Annotated in this window: 28 protein-coding genes; 26 read left to right on the top strand and 2 right to left on the bottom strand. The window is 40.3% G+C overall.

The features are described from left to right. Positions 1-312 precede the first annotated feature (312 nt). The 10 genes from BMZ41_RS11475 (at position 313) to BMZ41_RS11440 (ending at position 8,502) form a co-directional block, all read left to right on the top strand. Positions 313-1,410, top strand: coding sequence for an ABC transporter substrate-binding protein (locus BMZ41_RS11475; protein WP_090169195.1), 1,098 nt, complete (start codon positions 313-315; stop codon positions 1,408-1,410). Positions 1,411-1,480: 70 nt separating this feature from the next. Then, a complete protein-coding gene (locus BMZ41_RS11470) occupies positions 1,481-2,995 on the top strand; it encodes a sugar ABC transporter ATP-binding protein (RefSeq protein ID WP_090529728.1) in 1,515 nt (504 codons plus the stop codon). Further along, complete coding sequence (locus BMZ41_RS11465) at positions 2,995-4,059, top strand: ABC transporter permease (RefSeq protein WP_090169199.1); 1,065 nt, start codon at positions 2,995-2,997, stop codon at positions 4,057-4,059. The genes BMZ41_RS11470 and BMZ41_RS11465 overlap by 1 nt, the downstream gene beginning before the upstream one ends. Beyond that, entirely contained in the window at positions 4,059-5,090 is a 1,032-nt protein-coding gene (locus BMZ41_RS11460) for an ABC transporter permease subunit (RefSeq protein WP_090529726.1), read from the top strand. Before BMZ41_RS11465 ends, BMZ41_RS11460 begins: the two co-directional genes overlap by 1 nt. 387 nt (positions 5,091-5,477) lie before the next feature. Next, a complete protein-coding gene (locus BMZ41_RS11455) occupies positions 5,478-5,822 on the top strand; it encodes a hypothetical protein (protein ID WP_090529724.1) in 345 nt (114 codons plus the stop codon). 24 nt (positions 5,823-5,846) lie between these two features. Then, complete coding sequence (locus BMZ41_RS15950) at positions 5,847-5,981, top strand: hypothetical protein (protein WP_255405335.1); 135 nt, start codon at positions 5,847-5,849, stop codon at positions 5,979-5,981. 138 nt (positions 5,982-6,119) lie between these two features. Next, positions 6,120-6,800, top strand: a complete 681-nt coding sequence (locus BMZ41_RS11450; protein ID WP_090529721.1) for a hypothetical protein — start codon at positions 6,120-6,122, stop codon at positions 6,798-6,800. Further along, positions 6,797-6,925: a hypothetical protein gene (locus BMZ41_RS15945; RefSeq protein WP_255405334.1), complete on the top strand. Its 129-nt coding sequence runs from the start codon at positions 6,797-6,799 to the stop codon at positions 6,923-6,925. Before BMZ41_RS11450 ends, BMZ41_RS15945 begins: the two co-directional genes overlap by 4 nt. Continuing rightward, positions 6,922-7,170 (top strand): hypothetical protein, encoded by a 249-nt coding sequence (locus BMZ41_RS11445; RefSeq protein ID WP_090169206.1) that lies wholly within the window; start codon positions 6,922-6,924, stop codon positions 7,168-7,170. Before BMZ41_RS15945 ends, BMZ41_RS11445 begins: the two co-directional genes overlap by 4 nt. A gap of 42 nt (positions 7,171-7,212) precedes the next feature. Further along, positions 7,213-8,502, top strand: coding sequence for a diguanylate cyclase (locus BMZ41_RS11440; RefSeq protein ID WP_090169208.1), 1,290 nt, complete (start codon positions 7,213-7,215; stop codon positions 8,500-8,502). An 88-nt stretch (positions 8,503-8,590) separates the two neighbouring features. Here BMZ41_RS11440 and BMZ41_RS11435 read toward each other — a convergent pair whose 3' ends face one another. Continuing rightward, complete coding sequence (locus BMZ41_RS11435; RefSeq protein WP_090169211.1) at positions 8,591-9,961, bottom strand: MATE family efflux transporter; 1,371 nt, start codon at positions 9,959-9,961, stop codon at positions 8,591-8,593. A gap of 88 nt (positions 9,962-10,049) precedes the next feature. Continuing rightward, positions 10,050-10,937, bottom strand: coding sequence for a class I SAM-dependent methyltransferase (locus BMZ41_RS11430; RefSeq protein ID WP_090529717.1), 888 nt, complete (start codon positions 10,935-10,937; stop codon positions 10,050-10,052). 472 nt (positions 10,938-11,409) lie between these two features. Here BMZ41_RS11430 and rpsJ point away from each other — a divergent pair, with 472 nt between their 5' ends. From rpsJ to rpsH, 16 genes are all read left to right on the top strand, one after another. After that, positions 11,410-11,721 carry a 30S ribosomal protein S10 gene (rpsJ, locus tag BMZ41_RS11425; RefSeq protein ID WP_015548360.1) on the top strand — a complete coding sequence of 104 codons (312 nt, stop codon included), beginning with the start codon at positions 11,410-11,412 and terminating at the stop codon, positions 11,719-11,721. A 169-nt stretch (positions 11,722-11,890) separates the two neighbouring features. Continuing rightward, positions 11,891-12,574: a 50S ribosomal protein L3 gene (rplC, locus tag BMZ41_RS11420; RefSeq protein ID WP_015548359.1), complete on the top strand. Its 684-nt coding sequence runs from the start codon at positions 11,891-11,893 to the stop codon at positions 12,572-12,574. Between the two features lie 29 nt (positions 12,575-12,603). Beyond that, complete coding sequence (gene rplD, locus BMZ41_RS11415) at positions 12,604-13,224, top strand: 50S ribosomal protein L4 (protein ID WP_090529714.1); 621 nt, start codon at positions 12,604-12,606, stop codon at positions 13,222-13,224. After that, complete coding sequence (rplW, locus tag BMZ41_RS11410) at positions 13,224-13,523, top strand: 50S ribosomal protein L23 (protein ID WP_028248325.1); 300 nt, start codon at positions 13,224-13,226, stop codon at positions 13,521-13,523. The genes rplD and rplW overlap by 1 nt, the downstream gene beginning before the upstream one ends. Before the next feature lie 86 nt (positions 13,524-13,609). Continuing rightward, the gene (gene rplB / locus BMZ41_RS11405; RefSeq protein WP_015548356.1) at positions 13,610-14,452 is read left to right on the top strand and encodes a 50S ribosomal protein L2; all 843 of its coding nucleotides are present in this window, start codon (positions 13,610-13,612) and stop codon (positions 14,450-14,452) included. 11 nt (positions 14,453-14,463) lie between these two features. After that, positions 14,464-14,745 carry a 30S ribosomal protein S19 gene (gene rpsS / locus BMZ41_RS11400; RefSeq protein ID WP_028242197.1) on the top strand — a complete coding sequence of 94 codons (282 nt, stop codon included), beginning with the start codon at positions 14,464-14,466 and terminating at the stop codon, positions 14,743-14,745. A 22-nt stretch (positions 14,746-14,767) separates the two neighbouring features. Continuing rightward, positions 14,768-15,157 (top strand): 50S ribosomal protein L22, encoded by a 390-nt coding sequence (gene rplV, locus BMZ41_RS11395; protein WP_015548354.1) that lies wholly within the window; start codon positions 14,768-14,770, stop codon positions 15,155-15,157. An 11-nt stretch (positions 15,158-15,168) separates the two neighbouring features. Continuing rightward, positions 15,169-15,828 (top strand): 30S ribosomal protein S3, encoded by a 660-nt coding sequence (rpsC, locus tag BMZ41_RS11390; protein WP_072914965.1) that lies wholly within the window; start codon positions 15,169-15,171, stop codon positions 15,826-15,828. 1 nt (position 15,829) lies between these two features. Continuing rightward, positions 15,830-16,258: a 50S ribosomal protein L16 gene (rplP, locus tag BMZ41_RS11385; protein ID WP_015548352.1), complete on the top strand. Its 429-nt coding sequence runs from the start codon at positions 15,830-15,832 to the stop codon at positions 16,256-16,258. Continuing rightward, positions 16,258-16,464 (top strand): 50S ribosomal protein L29, encoded by a 207-nt coding sequence (gene rpmC, locus BMZ41_RS11380; protein WP_015548351.1) that lies wholly within the window; start codon positions 16,258-16,260, stop codon positions 16,462-16,464. Before rplP ends, rpmC begins: the two co-directional genes overlap by 1 nt. Before the next feature lie 40 nt (positions 16,465-16,504). After that, a complete protein-coding gene (gene rpsQ, locus BMZ41_RS11375; RefSeq protein WP_028234423.1) occupies positions 16,505-16,759 on the top strand; it encodes a 30S ribosomal protein S17 in 255 nt (84 codons plus the stop codon). 18 nt (positions 16,760-16,777) lie between these two features. Next, positions 16,778-17,146, top strand: coding sequence for a 50S ribosomal protein L14 (gene rplN / locus BMZ41_RS11370; RefSeq protein WP_015548350.1), 369 nt, complete (start codon positions 16,778-16,780; stop codon positions 17,144-17,146). 12 nt (positions 17,147-17,158) lie between these two features. After that, the gene (gene rplX, locus BMZ41_RS11365) at positions 17,159-17,470 is read left to right on the top strand and encodes a 50S ribosomal protein L24 (RefSeq protein ID WP_015548349.1); all 312 of its coding nucleotides are present in this window, start codon (positions 17,159-17,161) and stop codon (positions 17,468-17,470) included. Between the two features lie 22 nt (positions 17,471-17,492). Next, positions 17,493-18,038, top strand: a complete 546-nt coding sequence (rplE, locus tag BMZ41_RS11360; protein WP_028234422.1) for a 50S ribosomal protein L5 — start codon at positions 17,493-17,495, stop codon at positions 18,036-18,038. Between the two features lie 10 nt (positions 18,039-18,048). Then, positions 18,049-18,234 carry a type Z 30S ribosomal protein S14 gene (locus BMZ41_RS11355; protein ID WP_015548348.1) on the top strand — a complete coding sequence of 62 codons (186 nt, stop codon included), beginning with the start codon at positions 18,049-18,051 and terminating at the stop codon, positions 18,232-18,234. Positions 18,235-18,274: 40 nt separating this feature from the next. Next, positions 18,275-18,676 (top strand): 30S ribosomal protein S8, encoded by a 402-nt coding sequence (rpsH, locus tag BMZ41_RS11350; RefSeq protein WP_015548347.1) that lies wholly within the window; start codon positions 18,275-18,277, stop codon positions 18,674-18,676. Positions 18,677-18,737: the final 61 nt, after the last annotated feature.

The raw sequence follows: 18,737 nt of genomic DNA, 5'->3' as shown, positions 1-18,737 counted from the left end.
CGTCTATATAAGATTCTAGCATAGTTGTAATAAAATTGGTATGAAATTTGTTGGAATTGAAAACATACCAATCGTAAAAATATCTTATATCGATTAAAAAATTTTCAACACTTTTTGGAAAGAATCCCGTTAAATTGAAAATTGGTATGCAAAAATCTCTGGAAATATAAATTGGTATTATCTCAAAAATAGAAACCCTTCTTTTTGATTCTATTTCATTGTTGTAAAAAATTCATAATGCTAAATTAGTATCAGAAAAACAAAGGGGCCAGGAAAAAGGTTGCCTGGCAGGAGAAGGAAGGAGATAACCTTATGAAAAAAAGAATAGTAGCAGGAATGCTCACAGCACTTATGGCTGCATCAATGGTAGCTTGTGGAAGCTCAGATACAGCAGCAGACACATCAGCAGATACAGCTGCTGAGACAACAGAGGAAGCTGGCGATACAGCAGAAGACAGCGGGGAAAAGATTACTGTTGGTTTCGCACAGGTTGGACACGAGTCAGATTGGAGAACAGCTTCTACAAATTCAGTTCAAGATGCTTTCTCAGAGGCTAATGGATATGATTTACAGTTCGTTGACTGCGATAACGATTCAGCTAAGCAGATTGAGGCAGTTAGACAGTTCATCCAGAACGACGTTGATTACATCGTAATCGATCCTATCGTTTCAACAGGTTGGGACACAGTTCTTACAGAGTGTGAGGATGCTGGTATTCCTGTAATTGTAATCGATAGAACAATCGAAGATTCAGATAAGTATGTTTCATGGGTAGGTTCAGAGTTCATGAACGAAGGTCTTGCATCAGGTGCTTGGTTAAAGGCATATGCAGAGGCTAAGGGTATTACAGACCTTAACATCCTTGTTATCGAGGGTTCTAATGGTTCTTCAGCTCAGATCGGACGTACAGATGGTTTCAAGAAGTACGCAGATGCTGAGGGATGGACAATCCTTGATTCTCAGGATGGTGACTTCACACAGGACGGTGGACAGCAGGTTATGGAGTCTTACTGTAAGTCTTATGCAGGTAAGTTCAACGTAGTTGTTTGCCAGAACGATAACGAAGCTTTCGGTGCTATGGATGCTATGAAGGCAGCTGGTGTTTCTTACGGTGTTGATAAGGACGTAATCCTTATTTCTTTCGATGCTTGCAAGGCTGGTCTTGAGTATGTACAGTCTGGTGATATCAACGCAGACTTCATGTGCTACCCACTTCAGGGTTCTTACTGTGCAGACATCGTTAAGGCTCTTAAGAACGGTGAGACAGTTGCAAAGCAGACATTCATGACAGAGCCATGGTATGTTGCAGAAGACATTCTTAAGTCAATCACATACACAAACAACGCTGGTGACGAGGTAACAGAGGACCTTATCCAGGTAACAGATGCAGCTTCACAGGCTTCATACTAAATCGTAAATACGAATTTGACTTATGGGGGGAGGGCCCAGTGCCTTCCCCATTTATTTAGGAGGAGAGAATATGGATGAAAATATTTTGATTACAATGCGGGACATATCCAAATCCTTTCCGGGTGTAAAAGCATTAGATCATGCGCAGTTCACTCTAAGAAAGGGAGAAATACATGCTCTAATGGGTGAGAATGGTGCAGGAAAATCAACGCTTATTAAAGTTTTAACAGGTGTGTATTCATTAGATGCCGGGGAGATTCATGTCGCAGGCATTGAAGGTCCTGTGATTAATCATTCTACCCTGGAAGCTCAGGAAAAGGGAATTGCCACAGTTTACCAGGAGGTAAACCTTTGCCCTAACTTGACAGTAGCAGAAAACTTATTTATTGGCCGTGAGCCAAAAACAAAAATAGGAACCATCGACTGGCGCGCAATGAACAAGCGTGCAAAGGAAATTATGGATGGTCTTGATTTAAATATTGATGTAACTATTGCACTTGAAAATTATTCTCTTGCAATTCAGCAGATGATAGCAATTGCAAGAGCTGTAGATATGGATTGTAAGGTTCTTATTCTTGATGAGCCAACATCATCACTTGATGATAACGAGGTTGAAAAGCTCTTCAAGGTTATGAAGGATCTTAAAACAAAGGGAGTTGGAATAATATTCGTTACACATTTCCTTGAGCAGGTATACGCAGTGTGCGATACAATCACTGTTCTTAGAAATGGAGAGTTTGCAGGAGAGTACTCAGTGGAAGAGATGCCACGTGTCAAACTTGTTGCGGCAATGTTAGGAAAAGACTTCGATGACCTGGCAGCAATTAAGAAAGAAGGAGCAGGAAATGTTTCTGAAGATGTTGTTGTTGATGCAAAGAATCTCAGTCATAAAGGAACTATTAAACCATTTGATTTCCAGATTAAAAAGGGCGAAGTTGTTGGTGTTACCGGTCTTCTTGGCTCAGGTCGTTCGGAGATGGTTCGCTGCATTTATGGTGCAGATAAAGCTCAGACAGGCACTTTAAAAGTAAATGGTAAAGAGATAAATATTAAGGAGCCACTTGATGCAATAAAGGCTGGAATGGGATACCTTCCAGATGATAGAAAAGCGGATGGTTGTATCGGTGATCTTTCAGTTAGGGAGAATATTATCCTTGCCCTTCAGGCTAGAAATGGAATGTTCAAAAAAATTCCAATGTCAAAGCAAATTGAAATAGCTGATAAGTTTATCGACATGCTTCAGATAAAGACAGCATCCAGAGAAACTCCTATCAGCCAGCTTTCTGGTGGTAATCAACAGAAAGTAATCTTGGCAAGATGGTTATGCACACATCCAGATTTCTTAATCTTAGATGAGCCAACAAGAGGTATCGATATCGGTACAAAGACAGAATTCCAAAAGCTTGCATTAAAGTTTGCTGAGGAAGAGGGAATGAGTATCGTATTCATCTCATCAGAAATTGAAGAGATGCTTCGTACCTGTTCTAGAATGTATGTAATGCGTGATGGCGCTCAGGTTGGAGAAATTTCTGGAGAAATGACTCAGGAATCAGTCATGGCAGCTATCGCAGGAGGTGGAGAATAATGGAGAATTTTAGAAAGCTTACAAAAAAGCCACTGTTCTTGCCAATTTTCTGTATGATATTGGTACTGTTGATAAACTTGATTAAGTCACCTGATTTTTTTGCAATCAGTATCAACAACGGTGTTTTATTTGGTAGATTAATTGATATTTTAAATCGTGGATCAGAAATCGCGATTCTTGCAGTAGGTCAGACATTAGTAGTTGCTGTATCAGCTGGTACAGATATTTCAGTTGGTTCAGTAATGTCACTTTCAGCTTGTAGTTGCTGTATGTTACTTGCAGGTTATGGTAACAACTCAGTTTCAACACTTGCAGTTCCAATGCTTGTAGGTATGCTTTTTGGTGTACTTATGGGTGGTGTCAGCGGTGCAATGAATGGTGCACTTGTTGCAAAGCTCAAGATTCAGCCAATGGTTGCTACTTTGATTTTATTCACAGCAGCACGTGCTATCGGACTTCTTCTTTGCAACAATCAGATTACGTATATACGATATGAGCCATACAAATATCTGGGCAACTTTATACCGGGATGTCCAATTCCTACCCCAGTATTTGTGGCTGCAATTGTTATCGCAATTGTTGCAGTTCTTCTAAAGAAGACAGCTCTTGGTCTTTATATCCAGTCTGTTGGTATCAACGGAAGAGCAGCTAGAATTTCAGGAATTAATTCAGATGTAATCTGCTTTATCTGCTATGTAGTTTGCGGCGTTTGTGCTGGTATCGCAGGTATCGTTGCTTCATCAAGAATCTATTCTGCAGATTCAAACAACATTGGTCTTAATTACGAGCTTGATGCTATCCTTGCAGTTGCTCTTGGTGGTAACTCACTTGGTGGTGGTAAGTTTAATCTTGCAGGCTCAATCATCGGTGCTTACACAATTCAGGCTATCACAACAACACTTCTTGCTATGGGTGTTTCAACTGATAAGGCACCAGTATTTAAGGCAATCATCGTTATTATTATTGTAGTTGTGCAGGCTCCAGCATTTAAGGCTTACATGGCTGCCAGAAAGGCTCAGAAAGCTTCAAGAGCTCAGCAGCCAGTAGTAAAGGAGGCAGCATAATGAAGACAAAAAAGAAATTAGATTCAAATACAGTACTTATTTTTATTACAATTGCATTATTCGTTTTCATGTATGCAGTTGGTTGTGTAATTTATGCTGATAAGGGATTCGGAAATCTTCAGACTTTTCTTAATGTACTTATCAACAACGCAGGTCTTATCTGCGTAACCTGTGGTATGACTTGTGTAATGCTTACAGGTGGTATTGATATTTCAGTTGGTTCAGTAATTGCTATGGACTGTATGCTTCTTGTATTTGGTATGACAGAGTGGCATATGGGTGCAATTCCAATGGTAATACTTGTTCTTGTTATTGGTTTGGTATTTGGTGCAGTTCAGGGCTTCCTTGTAGGATATCTTGAGATTCAGCCATTCATCGTAACAATGGCAGGTATGTTCTTCGCAAGAGGTATGACAGCAGTTATCTGTTCAGGTCAGATTTCAATCACAGAGGCAGACAACCCATTATTCTATGCTTGGGCTAACTCAAAGATTAATCTTCCAGAGTTCCTTGGAAAAGCAAACAAGCATGGAAAGATTGTTGCTCCTTACATCAGACCAACAGTACTTATTGCTTTAATCGTACTTGTACTTATCTTCTTAATGCTCAAGTATACAAAGTTTGGACGTAACCTTTACGCAGTAGGTGGCAACCAGACATCAGCTACTATGATGGGTCTTAATGTTAAGAAGACAAGAATGCTTTCACATATCCTTTCTTCATTCCTTTGCTCAATTGGTGGTATTCTTTACTGCTTGAACACAATGTCAGGTTCAGTTAACCAGGCAAAGGGACTTGAGATGGATGCAATTGCATCAGCAGTTATTGGTGGTACACTTCTTACAGGTGGTGTAGGTAACGTTATTGGTTCACTCTTTGGTGTTCTTATCAACGGTACAATTACAGTACTTGTTAATACAAACGGAAAGCTTCTTTCAAGCTGGGCTAACATTGCAACAGCAGCTCTCCTTTGTGTATTCATCATTTTGCAGTCAATCTTTGCACTTGTTAAGGCACAGAGAAATAAATAAGCTGATCTTTTTCATATTCATATTTTCATAATTCAAATCCACGGGAGGGCGGACCAATATCAAGTATTGGCCCGCTTTTTCGCATTTTTATTGCACATTATATTGCATATTGTTGAAAAAAATAATATACTAATGAACTGTAAAACCTTGTTGTTTTGCTGCAGGGATCCTTAACCCTGCAAAATTTTTTTGATTCCATCGTAAATGCTCCGCGATGTAAAACAAGGGGGCATTTTTTTTGTTTTCTTTTATGTTTTATATGAATCAAAAATTGAAAGAATAGGAGCACAACCTTTTGTGAACACTCCTATTTTTTTCTATAGAAATTGATAATCTGTGTAAGATATGAAATAATTGGAAAAGAGTCTAAAAATGGAGAATGTCATAATGAAAAAATATAAAAAGGGATTAACAAATGCGCTGCTACAATTTATATGGGCGGTGGTTGGATATATATATCTTACAGTGTATGAATACGACATTTTTATTGCTGTTATATTGCTGATTACATTTACAATTTTTGCATGGAACAACCATGATTTTGTAAATACCAGCTTGTTCTTTAAGATTAACAGTCTTGTGTTTGTAATATTTATGGCTGCAGTTACATTATTACATTTGGCAGCTCATTTTAATTTGATTCCTAATATGTGGTGGATACCTTATACCTTCGCAGTAAGTATCGTGTACACCTTTGCAGAGCTTATAGATTTTAGCGGCATGGAATTATAAAGATTTTGAAGGAGATAGGTGGACATGAATTTACTTAATTCTATAGGTTATTATGTATTAATAATCTCGGTGTTATTAGGAGCAGGGCTTGGATTTTTAGGGAAGCTTTATGAGAAAAATCATCCTGAAACAAAGGAAAAGGAACAGGTAGAAGAATAATTGTGAGGGTTAAAAATGCTTATAAGTGAATTTCAAACAACAGCGATTGCCTTATGTCTTGCGGTGATTTGGGTTGTCGTTAAGCTTGTTTTGGATAATATGGAGAAATAATATTTTTAGTATTGAGGAGAATATACTATGGGATTTCTAAATAAACAAAAGCTTAATGAGAGACAGATTTCAATATTAAAAAATGCAAATCTACCTACAGAATGGAAGGATCTTAACTCTGCAGGCCGTATTGGTATAACAGCTATAGAGGAGATGCTTCAATATCTGAATAAAAAATATGGGAAGACCTTTTGCTATAACGGATATGTTCCAGAGAATAAGGTTTTTCTAGATAATGAATGCCTTTATGCTTATGCAGAGGGAGATGATCCAGTCATTGATACATTCACTGTGGAGCGAGATGGGAAAGGTTTTAAGGATGGCTATCAGTGGGTACTCAAGGCACCTGGTGTGCAGCAGGAGATGGAAGAGAGGCTGGAGCCACTTCTTCAGGGACAGGCACACAAGATGTTTACAGAGCTGTTAGGTGTGGATGCAGATGGCAATGTAAAAGCTTTTAGTGTAAATATTTATATAGAGAATACGGATAAGGCATACATTGAAAAAACAATGGACAGCATAATCGATGAGATTTATGAGGATGCCAGAGTTTACGATGTTAATTTCTATTGTTTTGACAAGCCAGTTACAAGAGATATGAATGCTAAAAATATAAGAGACTGTTACAAGTATGAGGACATAGTTTTACGTTATGCTAGTTGTACTGCTGACAGGAAAAATGAGACCTGCAGGTGGGTGTGCTTATGACAGATGAAAAACTGGCTTTGCTAGAACTGATTACTTATATTGACAGCAATGTTATGGAAGCAGCCGATATAAATGTAGCGTTATTGCCAATTCTGGTGAAGAAGCATACGGAAGAGTTGGATTGATATATGCTCTTCATTATTCTGTTCATGGTGATGTGACTACATATTATACAGTTACCTTCAATGAGATTATGGATTCAGAAGATGAGTTGACTGACAGCGATATTTATCCATTTAATACATACCTGGAATGTAGCATCGGTAACAGACTTTATGAAGGTGCGGAGAGTATTGAGGACATAAAAAACAGTCAGTGTGAGATAGTAGGTACCACAAACTTTGTGGTAGATGAGTCTAGTTCACTATAATTACATAAAAATGTGGCAAAATAGGGTCACGGAGGCAGTTCTATGGCGAAGAAAAAATTTAGTAACAGTCTAAATAGTCAAATGCTTCGTATGACCCTGATACCACTTACATTGATGGCAATCATCATTATTTCAGTAAGTGTCAGCGGTCTTTATCAGCTTGTTGCTAATAAGACTAAAGAGGAGCTTATCCGTGATGCACAACTGGCACAGTATGTATTAAAAGAAGTTTATGTGGGTGATTATTGGGCTGAGGATGCCGATGATGATGGAATCCCTGAAATGTATAAGGGTGAGCAGCGTATCAACGGTGAGGACACCATGGTTGATGATTTGGCCAAGATGCTTGAGATAGATATATCTGTTTTTTATGATGATGTTCGCTTGATTACTACACTTAAAGATTCAGATGGGAACAGAGCTATTGGTACCAGTGCATCCGTAATTGTAAAGAAGGAAGTTTTGGAGGAAGGTGCCAGCAAATTTTATAGCAATGTTCTCGTATACGATAGAAAAAGCTACGCCTATTATATGCCGCTGTTTTCTGAGACAGGAGACATTAACGGAATGATTGCTGTTAGTCGTTCTCAGGAATCAGTTAAGCAGGAGCTTCTACAATATATCTTTCCTATTTGTGTGACCTGTGGCTTGACTGCATTTTTGATGGGTTACATAATGATCTACTTCAATAGAAAGCTTGCAGGCAGAATCAGGAAGATGGACAAGTATATGAACACCTTGGCAGATGGCAACTTCGATGTGGATATGCCAAGAGAGCTTATGCTTGAGGATGATGAGATTAAGCATCTTGCCAACGATGGAAAACGAATGGCTAAAGCTATACAGACGCTTGTTGAGTTTGATGCTTTGACAGGATTAAACAACAGACGTTATGCTGATAAGAAGCTGGAGGAAATTAGAGTTCGTTCAGTAGAATCAGGTATACGATATTGTGTATGTATATCAGATATTGATTTCTTTAAAAAGGTTAATGATACCTTCGGCCATGAGATGGGTGATTATGTTCTTAGGAAGGTCGCTGGAAAGTTAAAGGCTGGAATGGTTGGAAAAGGTATAGCGGCCCGTTGGGGTGGCGAGGAATTCCTTCTTATATTTGAAAATAGAGAGCTGGACATAGCTCGACGCGAGCTTGAGATTATTATGGACGAGGTTCGCACCATTTGGGTACCAGATTCAGACCGTCAGATTACCATGAGTTTTGGTCTTACAGCCTTGGAACCAGGCGAGACAGTGGATGAAGCTCTTAGCCGCGCCGATGGCAATCTTTACGAAGCCAAGGAAGGCGGCCGTGACCAAATCGTATGTAAATAAGAAAAAGCCAATACTCATAGTCTAGGCAAGCGCGAGTATGGAGGGTGCCCTGCGGGAGCATGTAAAACTTGGAGTATTGGCTTATTTTTTATATATTCTTAAATTCTGGATGATTAAATTCCTTCTTAACAAGAATCAAACAAATTGTAAAGGATAATACATCTGCGATTGGTCCAGCGTAAAGAACTCCATTGAATCCAAATATCATAGGTAAGAAGATGATAAGTGGTGCAAGGAAAAGTACCTGTCTTGTAAGTGACATGAAGATTCCTTTGTATGGCTTTCCAATTGATGTAAAGAAGTTTGATGAAATAGGCTGTAAGAAGGCACTGCAAATTCCAAAGAGGAAAATTCTGAAGTACTTCTCACAGAACTGGAAGTATAACTCATCACCTGAACCGAAGATTGAAACAATCTGGCGTGGGAATAACTGGAAGCATGCCCAGCTTGTGAAGGTGATACAGGCAGCCAATTTTAAAGCAAGTATAAGAGCATCTTTAACTCGCTTATACTGCTTTGCACCATAGTTAAAGCTGATGATTGGCTGTAAGCCCTGTGAAATACCAATAACAAAGGAGAAACAGATTCCGTTAACCTTTGAAATGATTCCTGCGCAAGTAATTGGAATATCTGAACCATAGATTGACTGTGCACCATAGTGACCCATTACATGGTTCATTGTAATCTGAACAAGCATCATAGCAATCTGATTGATAAATGGAGCAGTACCAAGTGAGGTGACAGCTGCAATCATTGCTGGGTTAGGAATGAAGTGTTCCTTGTGAAGCTTGACTGTCTTAAATTTTGTAAGGTAAACAAGCACCATGATACCGGAAATGCACTGTCCGATAATTGTGGCAACAGCAGCACCAGTCATACCCCATTTAAATACAGCTACAAAAAGGAAATCTAAAACGGTGTTGATGATGGCACCAGTCATGTTGATTGCCATTGTCATGTTTGGGCTACCGTCAGCTCTTACAATGTGAGCACCACCGGCAGATAATATGAATAGTGGGTATCCAATAGCACAGATTCTGGAATATTCCATAGCATATGGAAGAATGTTTTCAGTAGCACCACATCCTAAAAGAATTGGCTCAAGGAAAAGCTCTGTAATAATGGAAAGAGCAAGTCCACCAATAAGCATAAGTGAAACAGCATTTCCTATATAATAGCCAGCTTTCTCTGTCTCGCCACGACCCATTGCAAGGTTGAAGGTAGAAGCTGCACCGATACCACAGAGTAGAGCAATTGATACATTAAGTATTGAAAGTGGGAACTGGATGTTTGTAGCACCATTTCCGAGAGGTCCTACAAAGTTTCCGATGAAAAGCTGATCTACCATGTTGTAGAGTGAACCTACAAGCATGGCGATGATGCTAGGTATTGCAAATTTTCTAAGTAGTGTTCCAACTGGCTCTGTACCAAGTGGATTCATTGCTGTCGATTGATTCATAAAATTATTTTCCTTCTAAATAAATGATAGACATAATTATAGTATTTCTTCTATATAATATGTAATCATTTGTTGTTCCTATTTATTATTATTTTCTTACCCATCTACCGCTGGCTCCACATGGAAGTACAAGACCAGATTCAGTAACAGGAAGTCCAATCTCATCAGCAGTAACTTCTCCAGGATGATTCTTAAGAAGAGCAGTGCTAATCATGTAATTAAGAACTGCTGGCTGAAGACCAGTTGTGTATGAGTTAACGAGGAAGAAAAGAGCATCATCTGCAAGTATCTCTTCGCAAAGCTGGATGAATGGGAAGATATCATCTTCAATCTTCCAAACCTCATTCTTAGAACCTCTTCCATATGAAGGAGGATCCATAATGATACCGTCGTATTTATTTCCGCGACGAATCTCTCTCTCAACAAACTTACGGCAGTCGTCGACAAGCCATCTGATAGGTGCATCAGAAAGACTAGATGAAGCTGCATTTTCTTTTGCCCACTGAACCATACCCTTTGAAGCATCTACATGAGTAACCTGAGCGCCAGCTGCAGCAGCTGCAAGTGTGGCACCGCCTGTGTAGGCGAAGAGGTTAAGAACCTTAACTGGACGATTCTTCTCTTTTATTTCCTTATTTATAATAGAAGAAAACCAATCCCAGTTAACAGCCTGCTCTGGGAAAAGACCTGTGTGCTTAAAAGCGAAAGGCTTCAAATTAAATGTAAGCTTCTTATCGCAGATAGGGTAGCTGATAGTCCACTGCTCTGGAAGGTCAAAGAATTCCCACTCACCGCCGCCCTTGTTTGAACGATGATAATGAGCGTTTAGCTTCTTATAATAAGGAGAGCTTTTCTTTGTGTTCCAGATAACCTGTGGATCTGGACGAAGAAGAACGTAGTCTCCCCAGCGCTCAAGCTTCTCGCCAGAGCTACAATCTATTATTTCGTAATCTTTCCAATTATTTGCTGGTTGCATTTTTATACCTGTTCTTTCTATATATAATATGTAGTCTTGACATAACTAGTTGCCTTGACTATTATACTTAAAGATTGTCAATGTTCAATGACTTCTAGTTCAAAAAATTCAATTTAACCACTAGATTTAGTAGTTCTTAAAATTGTACTTAATAAAATACAATTATTTTTATCTTTTTCTTGCATATATCCCTGTTCGCGTGTATATTATAACTTGCTGTGACATGATAGCTATGAAGCGTGAGGTTGCAACCTAGTTACTCAGGTTGGTTTTCCGTGGAGCGAATGTCAAGTTAGGAAACTGACGACAAGTCACTGTACAACAGAAAACCGTCCGCATTCGCGGAGACGACGTGTGAGAACTTGGTTCGAACTTTGAGTTTTAAACCATGATACACACGGGTAAGTGTACAGTCGCCACTTGTTCGATTTTTCAGAAGTCAGAAAAAACGAAAAAGGAGGAGACTTTTTTTATGGCAAATCAAGTTATGAGAATCACACTCAAGGCTTATGATCATGAGTTAGTAGATTCATCTGCCAAGAAAATCATCGAGACTGTTAAGAAGAACGGAGCACAGGTTAGTGGTCCAGTACCTCTTCCAACAAAGAAGGAAGTTGTTACAATTCTTAGAGCTGTACATAAGTACAAGGACTCTCGTGAGCAGTTCGAGCAGAGAACTCATAAGAGATTGATTGATGTCATCGACCCAACACAGAAGACTGTTGAGGCACTTTCTAAGTTGGAGATGCCAGCAGGTGTTGAGATCAGCATCAAGAACAAGTAATTGAGTTCAACCAATTTTAGTTAACATCCAAGATGGTTTTATATAGAAGCAACTCAGAATTCTTATCTGGTTCCACTTATATGATACTGTTCTAGGATGAACGGTTCCGCTACCCCGATAAATAAGTTGGGCAAGAAGCGTTCCGCTGTAGAAAATGGAGGTAAGAAAAATGAAGAAAGCTATTTTAGCTACAAAGGTCGGAATGACTCAGGTCTTCAATGAAGGCGGCGAGCTTATTCCTGTAACTGTACTTTCTGCTGGTCCATGTGTTGTTACACAGATCAAGACAGTAGAGAACGACGGTTACGATGCAGTTCAGGTTGGCTTTGTTGACAAGAAGGTTAAGCTTGTCAATAAGGATGCTAACGGACGCAAAGAAATCATTCATCGCAATGGCGTAAACAAGCCAGAGAAGGGTCACTTCGATAAGGCTGGTGTTGAGCCAAAGAGATTTGTTAGAGAGTTCAGATTTGATAATTGTGCAGATTACGCACTCGCTCAGGAAATCAAGGCTGATATCTTTGAGGCTGGCGACAAGGTTGACGCTACAGCAACATCAAAGGGCAAGGGATTCCAGGGTGCTATCAAGAGATTAGGTCAGCACAGAGGACCTATGGCTCATGGTTCTAAGTTCCACAGACACCAGGGTTCAAACGGTGCATGTTCATCACCTAGCCGTGTATTCAAGGGCAAGGGTATGCCTGGTCAGATGGGCGGAACAAGAGTTACAATCCAGAATCTTGAGATTGTACGTGTTGACGTTGAAAACAATCTGCTTTTAGTAAAGGGTGCTGTTCCAGGACCAAAGAAGTCTCTTGTAACAATCAAAGAGTCAGTTAAAGCAGGAAAGTAATCTTACGATAGGAAAGGAGGAACTTAGCAATGGCTAAAGTATCCGTATTTAATATGGAAGGCAAAAAAGTTGGCAGCATGGATCTTAACGATAGCATCTTCGCAGTTGAGATCAATGAGCACTTAGTGCACATGGCAGTTGTCCAGCAGCTTGCAAATAACCGTCAGGGAACACAGAAGGCTAAGACTCGTTCTGAGGTTTCTGGTGGTGGTAGAAAACCTTGGAGACAGAAGGGAACAGGTCATGCAAGACAGGGTTCTACAAGATCTCCACAGTGGACAGGTGGTGGCGTAGTATTCGCACCAACTCCAAGAGATTATTCATTCAAGCTTAACAAGAAGGAGAAGAGAGCAGCTCTTAAGTCTGCACTTACTTCAGTTGTTAACGAGAACAAGTTCATCGTTGTTGACGAGCTTAAGCTTGATTCTATTAAGACAAAGGATTTCGCAAAGGTTCTTACAAACCTTAACGTTGAGAAGGCTCTCGTAGTTCTTGATACAAACGATCAGAACGTAGTTATGTCTGCAAAGAACATTCCTACAGTTAAGACAGCTCTTACAAACACAATCAACGTATATGACATCCTTAAGTACAACACAGTAGTAGTAACAAAGGCTGCTGTTGATCAGATTCAGGAGGTGTATGCATAATGGCAAACGTACAGTACTATGACGTAATCCTTAAGCCTGTAATCACAGAGAAGTCTATGAACGCAATGGCTGAGAAGAAGTATACATTCCTTGTTCATCCAGAAGCTAACAAGACTATGATTAAGGAAGCTGTTGAGAAGATGTTCGACGGAGTAAAGGTTGCATCAGTTAACACAATGAACGCTGATGGCAAGACAAAGAGACGTGGAATGACATACGGAAAGACAGCAAAGACAAAGAAGGCTATCGTACAGCTTACAGCTGATAGCAAAGATATTGAGATTTTCTCAGGTCTTTAAGATTTAGGTCTTTTATAGACAAGAGTTAATTAATTTTATGTGCAGTCGAGCACGACAATAAACGAGTTTTTGAAAGGAGAATCAAAATGGGAATTAAGACATATAACCCATATACACCTTCGAGAAGAAATATGACTGGTTCAGATTTCTCAGAGATCACAAAGAACTCTCCAGAGAAGTCACTTACTGTTTCACTTAAGAAGCACGCTGGTCGTAACAATCAGGGTAAGATTACCGTAAGACACCACGGTGGCGGTAATAGACAGAAATATAGACTTATCGATTTCAAGAGAAATAAGGATGGAATTCCTGCAAAGGTTATCGGTATCGAGTACGATCCAAACAGAACAGCTAACATCGCTCTTATCTGCTATGCAGACGGCGAGAAGGCTTACATCCTTGCTCCAGCTGGTCTTACAGACGGCATGACAGTTATGAACGGTGCTGACGCTGAAGTTAGAGTTGGTAACTGCTTACCACTTGAGAAGATTCCAGTTGGTACTCTTATTCACAATATTGAGCTTTATCCAGGTCGTGGCGGACAGCTCGTTCGTTCAGCTGGTAACTCAGCTCAGCTCATGGCTAAGGAAGGAAAGTATGCAACTCTTCGTCTTCCTTCAGGCGAAATGAGAATGGTACCTCTTAACTGCCGCGCATCTATCGGTGTAATCGGTAACGGTGATCACAACCTTGTTAAGATCGGTAAAGCTGGTCGTAAGAGACACATGGGTATCAGACCTACAGTTCGTGGTTCTGTTATGAACCCTAATGACCATCCACACGGTGGTGGTGAGGGCCGCGCTCCTATCGGACGTCCAGGTCCATGCACACCTTGGGGCAAGCCAGCTCTTGGTCTCAAGACAAGAAAGAAGCACAAGCAGTCTAACAAGCTCATCGTAAGAAGACGCGATGGTAGAGCAATCAAATAAGGAGGATACACATGGCACGTTCATTAAAAAAAGGACCATTTGCTGATGCAAGCTTATTAAAGAAGGTTGACGCTATGAACGCAAACGGCGACAAGTCAGTTATCAAGACATGGTCACGTCGTTCTACAATCTTCCCACAGATGGTTGGACATACAATTGCAGTACATGACGGAAGAAAGCATGTTCCAGTATATGTTACAGAAGACATGGTTGGACACAAGCTTGGTGAGTTCGTTGCTACTAGAACCTACAGAGGTCACGGTAAGGACGAGAAGAAGTCAAAGGTACGCTAATTAGAGGAAAGGAGTTTTAATCATGGCTAAGGGACATAGATCTCAAATTAAACGTGAGAGAAACGATGTAAAGGATACAAGACCTTCAGCAAAGTTATCTTATGCTAGAATGTCAGTTCAGAAGGCTTGTTTCGTACTTGATGCCATTCGTGGTAAGGATGTTGATACAGCTCTTGCTATCGTAATGTACAATCCAAGATACGCTTCAAGTGTTATAGAGAAATTACTTAAGTCTGCTATTGCAAACGCTGAGAACAATAACGGCTTAGATCGTAAGGACCTTGTAGTAGCTGAGTGCTATGCAAACAAGGGACCTACAATGAAGAGAATTAGACCAAGAGCACAGGGTAGAGCTTACAGAATCGAGAAGAGAATGAGCCACCTTACAATCGTGCTTGATCAGAAAAATTAAGGAGGCAAAACATGGGACAGAAAGTTAATCCTCATGGCTTAAGAGTCGGTGTTATTAAGGACTGGGATTCTAAGTGGTATGCTGAGGGCGAGAACTTCTCAGACTACTTAGTTGAAGACTATAATATCAGAAAATTTCTTAAGAAGAAGCTTTACGCTGCAGGCGTTTCAAAGATTGAAATCGAGCGTGCTGCTGGTAGAGTAAAGGTTACTGTTTACACAGCAAAGCCAGGCGTTGTTATCGGTAAGGGCGGCGCTGAGATCGACAAGATTAAGAGTGAGCTCCAGAAGCAGACAAGCGATAAGCTTGTAGTTGATATCAAGGAGATCAAGAGACCAGATCGCGATGCACAGCTCGTTGCAGAGAACATCGCTGGTCAGCTTGAGAACCGTGTATCATTCCGTAGAGCTATGAAGTCTTGCATGGGTCGCGCTATGAAGACAGGTATCAAGGGTATCAAGACAAGCTGTTCAGGACGTCTTGGTGGTGCTGATATGGCTCGTTCAGAGTCTTACAATGAAGGTACTATTCCACTTCAGACACTTCGTGCTGATATTGATTATGGATTCGCTGAGGCTGACACTACTTATGGTAAGGTTGGTGTAAAGGTATGGATCTATAAGGGTGAAGTACTTCCAAAGAAGAAGAATGTGGAAGGAGGAGCCGAATAATATGTTAATGCCAAAGAGAGCGAAGCATAGAAAGCAGTTCCGTGGAAACATGGCTGGAAAAGCTTCAAGAGGAAATAAGATTGCATACGGTGAGTATGGTATCGTTGCAATGGAGCCAGCTTGGATCAAGTCTAACCAGATCGAGGCAGCTCGTATCGCTATGACACGTTACATTAAGCGTGGTGGTAAGGTTTGGATTAAGATTTTCCCAGACAAGCCAGTTACAGCTAAGCCTGCTGAAACTCGAATGGGTTCAGGAAAGGGTACACTTGAATATTGGGTAGCTGTTGTTAAGCCGGGCCGTGTATTATTCGAGATCTCAGGAGTATCTGAGGAAGTTGCTAGAGAAGCACTTCGTCTCGCTACACATAAACTTCCTTGCAAGTGCAAGATAGTTTCCCGTGAGGATTTAGAAGGCGGTGAAGCATAATGAAGAATACAAAGTACGTAGAAGATTTAAAGAACACTTCAGTAGCAGAGCTTAATGCTCAGCTCGTAGAAGCTAAGAAAGAACTTTTCAACTTAAGATTCCAGAATGCTACAAACCAGTTAGATAACACAGCAAGAATTCGCGAAGTTCGTCGTAACATCGCTCGTATTCAGACTGTTATCACAGAAGCTGAGAAGAACGCATAATTAGTTTAGAATCTTAATTATTTGAAAGGAGATCAAAAACGTGGAAAGAAACTTAAGAAAAACACGTACAGGTGTTGTTGTAAGCGACAAGATGGATAAGACAATCGTTGTTGCAATCCGTGACAATGTAAAGCATCCACTTTACAACAAGATCGTTAAGAAGACATATAAGCTTAAGGCACACGATGAGAACGGCGATGCTCACATCGGTGATACAGTAAAGGTTATGGAGACAAGACCACTCTCTAAGGATAAGAGATGGAGACTCGTTGAAGTAATCGAGAGAGCAAAATAATTAAAGGAGGCTACTATAATGGTACAACAGGAAAGTAGATTAAAGGTAGCTGATAATACAGGTGCCAAGGAAATCCTTGTTATCCGTGTTATGGGTGGATCTACAAGAAGATATGCCAACATTGGCGACGTAATTACTGCTACCGTTAAAGATGCAACACCAGGTGGCGTTGTTAAGAAGGGTGACGTTGTTAAGGCAGTAGTTGTTCGTTCAGTAAAGGGTGCCCGTCGTAAAGATGGTTCTTATATCAAGTTTGATGAAAATGCTGCAGTCATCATCAAAGATGACAAGACTCCAAGAGGAACTCGTATTTTTGGACCTGTAGCTAGAGAGCTTCGTGAGAAGCAGTTCATGAAGATTGTTTCTCTCGCTCCAGAAGTATTGTAGGAGGAAGAACGAATGGCAACAATGAAAATTAAAAAGGGCGATACAGTTCGTGTCATCGCAGGTGGCGATGTAAACAACGAAGGTAAGGTTATCGCAGTAGATAAGAAGAATAACACCGTTACAGTTGAAGGTGTTAACATGGTTAAGCGTCATGTTAAGCCTAGCATGGCTAACCAGGCAGGCGGTATCATCGAGCAGGAAGCTCCTATCGATGCTTCAAATGTTATGTTACTTCATAACGGTCAGCCTACACGCGTTGGCTTCAAGATGGACGGAGATAAGAAAGTCCGTTTCGCTAAGAAGACTGGCGAAGTGATTGACTAATTGAAGAAAGGAGAACAGTTCGTTGAGTAGATTAAAAGATCAGTATCTTAATGAGATCGTACCAGCAATGGTAGAGAAGTTTGGATACAAGAATATTATGGAAGTTCCTAAGATCGAAAAGATCGTTGTCAACATGGGTGTTGGCGAAGCAAAGGACAACGCAAAGCTTCTTGAGTCTGCAGTTAATGATATGGAAAAGATTACAGGCCAGAAAGCTGTTACAACAAAGGCTAAGAATTCTGTTGCTAACTTCAAGATTCGTGAAGGTATGGCAATCGGATGTAAGACTACACTTCGTGGAGAGAAGATGTATGAGTTCGCAGATCGTCTCATCAATCTTGCACTCCCACGTGTACGTGACTTTAGAGGTGTAAATCCTAATTCCTTCGATGGTAGAGGTAACTATGCACTTGGTATCAAGGAGCAGATTATCTTCCCAGAGATCGAGTACGATAAGATCGACAAGACTCGTGGTATGGATATCATCTTCGTAACTACAGCTAAGACAGATGAAGAGGCAAGAGAATTACTTCGTTTATTCAACATGCCTTTCGCTAAGGAAGCATAGGAGGAAAGTTATGGCAAAGAAGTCAATGAAAGTAAAGCAGCAGCGCGCAGCTAAGTTCTCTACACAGGAATATAGCCGCTGCAAAATCTGCGGTCGTCCACATGCATACCTTAGAAAGTATGGTATTTGTAGAGTATGTTTCCGTGAGTTAGCTTACAAGGGTCAGATCCCAGGCGTTAAGAAAGCTTCATGGTAAGATAACGAGCACAGATTGAAAATTAGGAGGAAATTGCATCATGAATATGAGTGATCCAATAGCAGATATGCTTACAAGAATCCGTAATGCAAATACTGCAAAACATGATACAGTAGATATTCCTGCATCAAAGATGAAGCTTGCAATTGCAGACATTCTTGTAGATGAAGGATTTATCACAAAGTACGACATCGTTGATAATGGTAACTTCAAGGATATCCGTGTTACATTAAAGTACGGTGCAAACAAGAACGAGAAGATCATTTCTGGTATTAAGAGAATCTCTAAGCCAGGTCTTCGTATTTACGCTGGTAAGGACGATATCCCATACGTTTTAGGTGGTCTTGGTATCGCTATCCTTTCAACAAACAAGGGCATCATCACAGATAAGGAAGCTCGTAAGCTTCAGGTTGGTGGCGAAGTTCTTGCATACGTTTGGTAATCAATTCCAAACAATAAGTAACTAATTACCAAAAAGTATAACCCGGTTACAGAAGCCGGAC

It is taken from the genome of Pseudobutyrivibrio sp. UC1225 (genome assembly GCF_900115215.1).
In the GTDB taxonomy this organism is placed as follows: Bacteria; Bacillota; Clostridia; order Lachnospirales; family Lachnospiraceae; genus Pseudobutyrivibrio.
Note: the sequence above shows the minus strand (reverse complement) of the source record. Positions and strands in the feature narration are given on the sequence as shown.

What these genes read in the sequence shown, in the direction of transcription:
- BMZ41_RS11435 (WP_090169211.1), bottom strand. Translation starts at nt 9,961, where the DNA reads ATGAATCAATCGACAGCAATGAATCCACTTGGTACAGAGCCAGTTGGA.
- rplP (WP_015548352.1), top strand. Translation starts at nt 15,830, where the DNA reads ATGTTAATGCCAAAGAGAGCGAAGCATAGAAAGCAGTTCCGTGGAAAC.
- rplX (WP_015548349.1), top strand. Translation starts at nt 17,159, where the DNA reads ATGGCAACAATGAAAATTAAAAAGGGCGATACAGTTCGTGTCATCGCA.
- BMZ41_RS11475 (WP_090169195.1), top strand. Translation starts at nt 313, where the DNA reads ATGAAAAAAAGAATAGTAGCAGGAATGCTCACAGCACTTATGGCTGCA.
- BMZ41_RS15950 (WP_255405335.1), top strand. Translation starts at nt 5,847, where the DNA reads ATGAATTTACTTAATTCTATAGGTTATTATGTATTAATAATCTCGGTG.
- rplN (WP_015548350.1), top strand. Translation starts at nt 16,778, where the DNA reads ATGGTACAACAGGAAAGTAGATTAAAGGTAGCTGATAATACAGGTGCC.
- rpmC (WP_015548351.1), top strand. Translation starts at nt 16,258, where the DNA reads ATGAAGAATACAAAGTACGTAGAAGATTTAAAGAACACTTCAGTAGCA.
- BMZ41_RS11355 (WP_015548348.1), top strand. Translation starts at nt 18,049, where the DNA reads ATGGCAAAGAAGTCAATGAAAGTAAAGCAGCAGCGCGCAGCTAAGTTC.
- rpsS (WP_028242197.1), top strand. Translation starts at nt 14,464, where the DNA reads ATGGCACGTTCATTAAAAAAAGGACCATTTGCTGATGCAAGCTTATTA.
- BMZ41_RS11460 (WP_090529726.1), top strand. Translation starts at nt 4,059, where the DNA reads ATGAAGACAAAAAAGAAATTAGATTCAAATACAGTACTTATTTTTATT.
- rpsH (WP_015548347.1), top strand. Translation starts at nt 18,275, where the DNA reads ATGAATATGAGTGATCCAATAGCAGATATGCTTACAAGAATCCGTAAT.
- rplD (WP_090529714.1), top strand. Translation starts at nt 12,604, where the DNA reads ATGGCTAAAGTATCCGTATTTAATATGGAAGGCAAAAAAGTTGGCAGC.
- BMZ41_RS11455 (WP_090529724.1), top strand. Translation starts at nt 5,478, where the DNA reads ATGAAAAAATATAAAAAGGGATTAACAAATGCGCTGCTACAATTTATA.
- rplC (WP_015548359.1), top strand. Translation starts at nt 11,891, where the DNA reads ATGAAGAAAGCTATTTTAGCTACAAAGGTCGGAATGACTCAGGTCTTC.
- BMZ41_RS11470 (WP_090529728.1), top strand. Translation starts at nt 1,481, where the DNA reads ATGGATGAAAATATTTTGATTACAATGCGGGACATATCCAAATCCTTT.
- rplW (WP_028248325.1), top strand. Translation starts at nt 13,224, where the DNA reads ATGGCAAACGTACAGTACTATGACGTAATCCTTAAGCCTGTAATCACA.
- BMZ41_RS11465 (WP_090169199.1), top strand. Translation starts at nt 2,995, where the DNA reads ATGGAGAATTTTAGAAAGCTTACAAAAAAGCCACTGTTCTTGCCAATT.
- BMZ41_RS11440 (WP_090169208.1), top strand. Translation starts at nt 7,213, where the DNA reads ATGGCGAAGAAAAAATTTAGTAACAGTCTAAATAGTCAAATGCTTCGT.
- BMZ41_RS11430 (WP_090529717.1), bottom strand. Translation starts at nt 10,937, where the DNA reads ATGCAACCAGCAAATAATTGGAAAGATTACGAAATAATAGATTGTAGC.
- rpsJ (WP_015548360.1), top strand. Translation starts at nt 11,410, where the DNA reads ATGGCAAATCAAGTTATGAGAATCACACTCAAGGCTTATGATCATGAG.
- rpsC (WP_072914965.1), top strand. Translation starts at nt 15,169, where the DNA reads ATGGGACAGAAAGTTAATCCTCATGGCTTAAGAGTCGGTGTTATTAAG.
- BMZ41_RS15945 (WP_255405334.1), top strand. Translation starts at nt 6,797, where the DNA reads ATGACAGATGAAAAACTGGCTTTGCTAGAACTGATTACTTATATTGAC.
- rplB (WP_015548356.1), top strand. Translation starts at nt 13,610, where the DNA reads ATGGGAATTAAGACATATAACCCATATACACCTTCGAGAAGAAATATG.
- BMZ41_RS11450 (WP_090529721.1), top strand. Translation starts at nt 6,120, where the DNA reads ATGGGATTTCTAAATAAACAAAAGCTTAATGAGAGACAGATTTCAATA.
- rplV (WP_015548354.1), top strand. Translation starts at nt 14,768, where the DNA reads ATGGCTAAGGGACATAGATCTCAAATTAAACGTGAGAGAAACGATGTA.